At 64.4% G+C, this 7,425-nt stretch carries 10 protein-coding genes and 1 riboswitch; of the genes, 6 read left to right on the forward strand and 4 right to left on the reverse strand.

What is annotated here, in order from left to right:
• Positions 1–81: 81 nt before the first annotated feature.
• From tolR to ydfG, 4 genes are all read right to left on the reverse strand, one after another.
• A complete protein-coding gene (gene tolR / locus CIC12_RS06960) occupies positions 82–528 on the reverse strand; it encodes a protein TolR (RefSeq protein WP_168663430.1) in 447 nt (148 codons plus the stop codon).
• Between the two features lie 10 nt (positions 529–538).
• A complete protein-coding gene (gene tolQ / locus CIC12_RS06965) occupies positions 539–1,216 on the reverse strand; it encodes a protein TolQ (protein ID WP_007179119.1) in 678 nt (225 codons plus the stop codon).
• A gap of 156 nt (positions 1,217–1,372) precedes the next feature.
• Positions 1,373–1,852, reverse strand: coding sequence for a tol-pal system-associated acyl-CoA thioesterase (gene ybgC, locus CIC12_RS06970; RefSeq protein WP_168663432.1), 480 nt, complete (start codon positions 1,850–1,852; stop codon positions 1,373–1,375).
• A 58-nt stretch (positions 1,853–1,910) separates the two neighbouring features.
• Positions 1,911–2,657, reverse strand: a complete 747-nt coding sequence (gene ydfG, locus CIC12_RS06975; RefSeq protein WP_168663435.1) for a bifunctional NADP-dependent 3-hydroxy acid dehydrogenase/3-hydroxypropionate dehydrogenase YdfG — start codon at positions 2,655–2,657, stop codon at positions 1,911–1,913.
• A 238-nt stretch (positions 2,658–2,895) separates the two neighbouring features.
• A riboswitch (ZMP/ZTP riboswitch) is annotated at positions 2,896–3,004 on the forward strand.
• Between the two features lie 166 nt (positions 3,005–3,170).
• Here ydfG and glyA point away from each other — a divergent pair.
• The 6 genes from glyA to CIC12_RS07000 form a co-directional block, all read left to right on the forward strand.
• Complete coding sequence (gene glyA, locus CIC12_RS06980; protein WP_168663437.1) at positions 3,171–4,418, forward strand: serine hydroxymethyltransferase; 1,248 nt, start codon at positions 3,171–3,173, stop codon at positions 4,416–4,418.
• A 6-nt stretch (positions 4,419–4,424) separates the two neighbouring features.
• Positions 4,425–4,907, forward strand: a complete 483-nt coding sequence (nrdR, locus tag CIC12_RS06985; RefSeq protein ID WP_042328342.1) for a transcriptional regulator NrdR — start codon at positions 4,425–4,427, stop codon at positions 4,905–4,907.
• 197 nt (positions 4,908–5,104) lie between these two features.
• A complete protein-coding gene (locus CIC12_RS06990) occupies positions 5,105–5,671 on the forward strand; it encodes a GspH/FimT family pseudopilin (RefSeq protein WP_446727990.1) in 567 nt (188 codons plus the stop codon).
• Between the two features lie 59 nt (positions 5,672–5,730).
• Complete coding sequence (locus CIC12_RS32960; RefSeq protein WP_342030507.1) at positions 5,731–6,114, forward strand: type IV pilus modification PilV family protein; 384 nt, start codon at positions 5,731–5,733, stop codon at positions 6,112–6,114.
• Positions 6,111–6,920 (forward strand): PilW family protein, encoded by an 810-nt coding sequence (locus CIC12_RS06995; protein WP_238812415.1) that lies wholly within the window; start codon positions 6,111–6,113, stop codon positions 6,918–6,920. Before CIC12_RS32960 ends, CIC12_RS06995 begins: the two co-directional genes overlap by 4 nt.
• A gap of 116 nt (positions 6,921–7,036) precedes the next feature.
• A partial coding sequence (locus CIC12_RS07000; protein ID WP_446727991.1) for a pilus assembly PilX family protein occupies positions 7,037–7,425 on the forward strand: 389 nt, incomplete at its 3' end.

The following is a 7,425-nucleotide window of genomic DNA, read 5'->3' on the forward strand; positions in this document are numbered from 1 at the left end:
GCATCACCAGCGCGAACGCAAAGGCTCGCCCGGTGCCGCGTTCACGCGGTGGCTGGAGCGGGTATTCGGAGTTCTTGCGGATCATTGCGATTTGACGAGCAATCCAACGCGCTTGACGCCGCGGGCTTTCAGCTCGGACATCACGTTCATCACGACTTCGTACTTCACGGTCTTGTCGGCAGCGATCACGACGGGCTGGTCAGGATGCGATTGCGCCCGGTCGGCGATGAAGCCGTTCAGGTCGGCTTTCGACATGTTTTCCTGCTGCTGCGCGCCGGAATCGTCCTTGTACTTGACGCTCATGTTGCCATCCGCGCGAATGTTGACGATGACGGGCGGGGTTTGCTGCTGCGGCGCGGCGCCCCCGACGGTCGGCAGATTGACGATCGACGGAGCGACGAGCGGCGCGGTGACCATGAAGATCACGAGCAGCACGAGCATCACGTCGATGTACGGCACGACGTTGATGTCGGCCATCGCGCGGCGCGAGCGCGAGCCGCGCATGCTGGAGGAGCGGGAGCCTGCCATCGTGGCCTCCTTACTGTGCCTGGCGTTGCAGGATGTTCGAGAACTCTTCGATGAAGGTCTCGAAGCGGATCGCCAGACGGTCGATGTCGTGCGCGTAGCGGTTGTACGCGACCACCGCAGGAATGGCGGCGAACAGGCCGATCGCGGTGGCGGTCAGCGCTTCGGCGATGCCCGGCGCGACGTTCGCAAGCGTAGCCTGCTGCACATTGGCGAGGCCGCGGAACGCGTTCATGATCCCCCAAACCGTACCGAACAGACCGATGTACGGGCTGACCGAGCCGACCGACGCGAGAAACGCGAGATTGGCTTCGAGCACGTCCATTTCACGCTGAAACGCGGCCCGCATTGCACGCCGTGCGCCATCGAGAATCGCGCCCGGATCGTTCAGGCGCTTCTCCTTGCCCTTCAGGAATTCGCGCATGCCGGACTCGAAAATCCGTTCGAGCGCGCCGATCGTATGGCGGTTGTTCGCCGCGCTCTGGTACAGCGCCTGCAGGTCGCCGCCCGACCAGAAGTCGCGTTCGAAGCGTTCAGTTTGAGCGCGCGCACGGCGGATCGCAAACCACTTGCGGAAGATGAAAGTCCAGGACAGCAGCGACAGCAACAACAGCAGGGCCATCACGGCCTGGGCCAGCAGACTCGCGTTGAGTACTAAAGAAACGATCGACAGATCTTGTGTAGTGTTCATAAAGGTTCGTTTTAACGTCCCGGGAAGGGGGCGTCCGGCTGCAAGGCTGCTCGATGCTTGCCGTGGGCAAAACGGAAGCTTCGGCGGTATTGCAAGCCGAACCATGCTTGGTGTTGCTTGATCGGTATGAGTTCACTGGCCCCGAATCAACGGGACTCAGGCGTTGTCCGTTGACAGGCCGGCATCGCCCATGCCGGGCCCGCGCCGCAAAGCGGCCAGAACCGGAGGAGGAATCGCGGCCGGCCGCAGCGCAACGCGGTCGACGCAGCCGACCCGGATCGAACCGGTAGCAAGCAGCGTGCCTTCACGCCACGCTTCCTGGGCGAAGTCTACCGAAGCCCTGCCGAGACGCTCGATCCGGCTGACGATTTTGATGACGTCGTCAAGCCGGGCCGGCGCTCGATAGTCCAGCGCGGTGCTGCGCACGATAAAAATGGCGCCTGTTTCATCCGCGAGCCGGCGCTGGTCGACGCCGCACGCGCGCAGCCATTCGGTGCGCGCCCGCTCGAAAAATTTCAGGTAGTTGGCGTAAAACACGATGCCGCCGGCATCGGTATCTTCGTAGTACACGCGGATGGACCACGTGTAGCCGATTTCCGCGCCAGGCTGGCTGGTCGACATATTCATGCGGCGCATTTTACCGGAACGCACACCGCGTGGTCTGTTTCAAAGTGTGCGCCCCGCCTGGCGGGCTTCAGCCGCGATGAATCGACAAGCCGGCGAACGATTGCGCTACCGGCATCAGCTCGATCGTGTTGATGTTGACGTGGGCCGGACGGGTGGCGATCCAGTAGATCGAATCCGCGATGTCTTCGGCGGTCAGCGGCTGGACGTTTTCGTACACCTTGCCGGCTTTTTCATCATCGCCGCGATAACGCACGTTCGAGAATTCGGTGCCGCCACACAGGCCCGGCTCGATATCAGTGACGCGCAGCGCGGTGCCGGCCAGATCGGCGCGCAGGTTCAGGCTGAACTGGCGCACGAACGCCTTGGTCGCGCCGTACACGTTGCCGCCCGCATAAGGCCAGCGGCCCGCCACCGAGCCCAGATTGAAAATATGCCCGCGATTGCGTTCGATCATGCCGGGCAGCAGCGCGTGCGTGACCTGCACGAGGCCCGTGCAGTTAGTCTCAATCATGGTGTTCCATTCGTCGAGACTGGCCTTTTGCGCCGGTTCGACGCCGAGCGCAAGGCCGGCGTTGTTGACCAGCACGTCGATCGCGGCGAAGTCGGCCGGTAGCGCAGCGGGCGCCGCTTCGACGGCGGCGCGGTCGCGCACGTCGAGCTCGTACGGCAGCAGCGCGTCGCCGAGTTCGTCGGCGAGCGCTTGCAGACGGTCTTTGCGGCGCGCGGTCGCGACGACGCGATGGCCGCCTTTAACAAAGGCGCGGGCGATAGCGGCGCCGAATCCCGCGGACGCTCCTGTGACGAACACAATCATTGCAGTTCCCTGGTTGGTAAGAGAGAAAGGCCCCAAGCCTACTTCCAATGCGGCGCTGCGGCAAGGTTGGACCAGCCGCATGAGCGGCTGTGGCAGGGGCGCGCAGCGGATTCGCGACGCGCTCGCGGATGTCGTTTGCGCACTGCAGGAGGCGCCGCGGCGGCCCGACCCGCTGGCCTGCGCCACCGCGCCCGGAAGCCGGTTGCCTATTCGATCCTCTTCCAATAAACTAACGCGCTCGACCCTGCGTGACTGGCGATAGAACCGATTCAACCAATCGGGTTCAAGGTGGAACAACCCACCGTGAAGCGCGGGGTGCCGTTTTGCCGTTCGCCTGGGCAGCCGTGATCCGCGCGCGTTTATTTGCGTTGACGGTGGCTGTCCTGCCTCGCGTGCGCGGCGACTCTCCATTCGCCACGTCAGGGCTGGCCCAGCCGCCAGCAGCGCTGCGTACCCTCTACGCAAGATTCGGCGCATGATCCGGTCAACCTGAACACACTCAACGGAATCCGTATGTTTGACAGAGCCCAAAGCACCATCGCCAACGTCGATCCTGAACTCTGGAAGGTCATCGAGCAGGAAAACCGCCGTCAGGAAGAGCACATCGAACTGATCGCGTCGGAAAACTACACGAGCCCGGCTGTGATGGCTGCGCAAGGCTCGCAACTCACCAACAAGTACGCCGAAGGGTATCCTGGCAAGCGCTACTACGGCGGCTGCGAGTACGTCGACATCGCCGAGCAGCTCGCGATCGACCGTGTGAAGCAGCTGTTCGGCGCCGAGGCGGCCAACGTGCAACCGAACTCCGGCTCGCAGGCGAACCAAGGCGTGTTCTTCGCAATGCTCAAGCCGGGCGACACGATCATGGGCATGAGCCTCGCGCACGGCGGCCACCTGACCCACGGTTCGCCGGTCAACATGTCGGGCAAGTGGTTCAACGTGGTGAGCTACGGCCTGAACGAAGCCGAAGACATCGATTACGACGCCGCTGAAAAGCTGGCTCAGGAACACAAGCCGAAGCTGATCGTGGCGGGCGCGTCCGCTTTCGCGCTGCGCATCGATTTCGAACGGCTGTCGAAGATCGCCAAGTCGGTCGGCGCGTACTTCATGGTCGACATGGCGCACTACGCCGGTTTGATCGCCGCGGGCGTCTATCCGAATCCGGTACCGTTCGCTGACTTCGTCACCACCACCACGCATAAGAGCCTGCGCGGCCCGCGCGGCGGCGTGATCCTGATGAAGGCCGAGTTCGAGAAGCAGATCAACTCGGCCATCTTCCCCGGCATCCAGGGTGGTCCGCTGATGCACGTGATCGCCGGCAAGGCCGTCGCGTTCAAGGAAGCGCTGTCGCCGGAATTCAAGGCGTACCAGCAGCAGGTCGTCGAAAACGCGCGCGTGCTGGCTGAAACGCTGGTCAAGCGTGGTCTGCGCATCGTGTCGGGCCGCACCGAAAGCCACGTGATGCTGGTCGACCTGCGCGCGAAGAAGATCACCGGCAAGGTAGCGGAAGCGGCCCTCGGCGCGGCGCACATCACCGTCAACAAGAACGCGATTCCGAACGATCCGGAAAAGCCGTTCGTGACGAGCGGCGTGCGTCTCGGCTCGCCGGCCATGACCACGCGTGGCTTCGGCGTCAAGGAAGCCGAGCTGGTGGGTAACCTGATTGCCGACGTGCTGGACAATCCGGAAGACGCCGCCACGATCGACCGCGTGCGCGGCCAGGTCGCCGAGTTGACACAGCGTTTCCCGGTCTACAAGTAAGCCGTCATGCATTGCCCCTTCTGCCGCCACGCCGATACGCAGGTTGTCGATTCGCGCGTATCCGAAGACGGCGCGACGATTCGCCGGCGCCGCCGCTGCCCGGCCTGCGACAAACGTTTCACGACGTATGAGCGGGTCGAGCTGGCGTTGCCGTCGGTCGTCAAGAAGGATGGCAGCCGCACTGAATTCGACCGCCGCAAGATTGTCGCGAGCATGCAACTGGCGCTGCGCAAGCGCCCGGTGGCGGCGGACGCGATCGACGCAGCGGTCGCCCGCATCGAGTATCAATTGCTCGGCAGCGGCGAGCGCGAGGTGCGCAGCGAGCGCCTCGGCGAACTCGTCATGAACGAGTTGCGCGCGCTCGATACCATTGCCTATGTTCGTTTCGCCTCCGTGTACCGGCGCTTCGAAGACGTCTCCGAATTCGAAGACGTGATCGAAGAATTTCGCCGCGCCTCTTCTCCGCCCAAGCCTGCGCGTAAGCGCTGACTGCCGTCGCGCCGCGCGTTGTTCCTGCGTAGCCGCGGTCCCACGCGTTAATTCGCGCATCAGTCTCTCCCGCTCCGTGATGGTTCGTCGCGTGCATTTTTATGCGGAGTAGCATCCGAATACCACCTGGCCATCCGGCCGATTGTTGAGCCGTCCGCGAATCGCTAGATTGGCTGCATTCTTCCAAACGATCAGGGATGCAGATGAAATACGATGTGCTTTGCCGGCCGTCGCGCGGCGGCTTCACGCTTGTCGAAACGCTGGCCGTAGTCGCGTTGCTGGCGGTGATCGCGGTCATGGCCACGCCGTCGTTCGTCGCGTGGCACATGCGCGATCAGGTCGACGCACGTGCCAAGGCGCTTGTGTCGACGCTCGCTTACGCGCGCAGCGAAGCGTTGCGCCGCGGCGCACGCGTCACCGTGTGCCGCGTCGATGCGGCGCGAACTTGCCTTCCCGCGGGACAGCCGTGTGGCGACGGCATCACCGACTGGTCGTGCGGCTGGGCTGTACTAGCGGAGCGCGGCGGCACGCTTTCCCTGCTGCGCGCACAACCGCAGCTTGCTGCGGTGAGTATTAGCAGCGTGCAGACCAATCTCACGTTCACGCCGCCGGCGGGCCAGCTGATCGGTGCGTTGCGCAGTTTCGATATCGCGCCGCGCACACCCACCAAGGCAACGCAAGGCGACAAGTGGCGGCGCTGCATCCGAATTGCGGCGGGCGGTCGCGCGCGGCTCGCCGAAGGTGCTTGCGGAGCGGCGTCATGATGCGCTATTCATCCACCCGCAGCTCGCGCCGCTGCGCCGCGACGTGCCGCGGCAGTTCCTTGATCGAGGTCATGCTGGCCGTCGCGTTGATCGCTGTCACAGCGCTAGGCTTGATCGCCGGTCAACTATGGACCGCACGGCAAGCGCGCGCGATGTCGATGCGCGAACACGCGGCGTGGATCGCTGATTCCGTTGCCGAGGCGGCGTGCACACCTTCGACAACGGATACTGCAACCCGGCAATGGAGCGCACGGGCAAACGTCCTTCTGCCACATGGCGAAGCGTCGGTAGGCGAGAGCGCGGGCGTGTCGGCAGCGCTTGTGACATGGGCGGCCGTGCACGATATGCCACGCACCGATGATGTGATCGACAAGCCGGAGTCCTGCGGCGGCGCGGACGTTCCCGCCGGCTCGTCATGCGTCGCTTTGGCGTTTGCGAAATGATGCGGCGCTGGCATTCAGCTTCCGGTCACACGTTGCTCGAGTTTGTGATTGCCATGGCGTTGGGGCTCGTGGTGACGGCGGGCGCCGTGTCGCTCTATACGACGCAGCGCGGCGCGTTCGAGCAGGCGAGCAACGCGATGCGAATTCGCGAGGCCGGATTGACGGCGCTGACGCTGATCGGCCAGCAACTGCAAATGGCCGGCTTCGTGCCTGCGGACGTTCTGCGTTACGAAGGGCCGCCGGCGTTGTTCGGATGTTCGCGTGGACGCCCGACGGGCGCGGATGACAGCATTGCGTGCACGAAACTGTCCGGCGGATCGGATGGCGTCGCGCTCCGCTATGTAGGAGATAGGGTGTCCACGTGGCCATCGACGAGCGGGCAGGCAACCGACTGCCTCGGACAAGCCGTGACCGGCAATACCGCGATGCTCGCCGACCAGGGCGCGCTGGTGGTCAACCGGTACTTTGCCAACATCAGCCCGTCGAGCGGCGAGCCGGAGCTTTACTGCGAGGGCAATGGCAACCCGGGGGCCGCGCAGCCGCTCGTCGAGGGCGTCGAGCGAGTGCGGATCAAATACTGGCTGCCAGGCGCCCCCGGCGCGCTGGACGCTTCAGTGGTTCAGGCTGATCAATGGGCGGCTATCGTGGCCGTCGACGTTTGCGTGCAGGTACGCGGTGCGCCAGAGGGGCGGCGTTCACGCTACGTCGATTGTGACGGGGTCAGCACGCTCGGTGCCGACCAGCGGCCGCGACAAGCTTTTTCGCGGCGCGTGGCGCTACGCGATCAAGCGGGGGCTTCACTGTGATCGAGCGACCCGCAACGGTGGCGCTGCGCCGCACGCATGGGAAGCACGACCAGCGTAAGAACAAGCCGCAACCCGTACGCCCGGTTCGACCTGGCCTCGGCAGTCATGTTTCGCTTATGCGTCACAGCGGCGTCGTTCTGCCAGTCGTGCTGCTGATTTCAGCCATGATGCTGGCGACCTCGGCGGCCTGGTTCGAAACGTCGCTCGCCGCTGCTCGCGCAACCGCCAACGTGCGCGACTACTTGCAGGCTTTCCACGCTGCGGACTCGGCGCTGAATCTGTGCGCCCGGAGCGTCATTGCTGCCGGTGCCGACGTCCCCGCAGCGCCGCAAGCCGCGTATGGCGAGCCGGCGCAATGGAAACTCCAAAGCGCATTCGAAGCCGGCGCCGTCACGCCTGTCGCGCAATGGCCAGGCTCGTTGCGCGCGCCGCAATGTCTGATCGAGGCGTGGCGTCTCTCGACTCGCGCCGAAGCTCGCGCGTATCTACTGACGTCGCGCGGTTT

It is taken from the genome of Paraburkholderia sp. SG-MS1 (assembly GCF_012275575.1).
Taxonomy (GTDB): domain Bacteria; phylum Pseudomonadota; class Gammaproteobacteria; order Burkholderiales; family Burkholderiaceae; genus Paraburkholderia.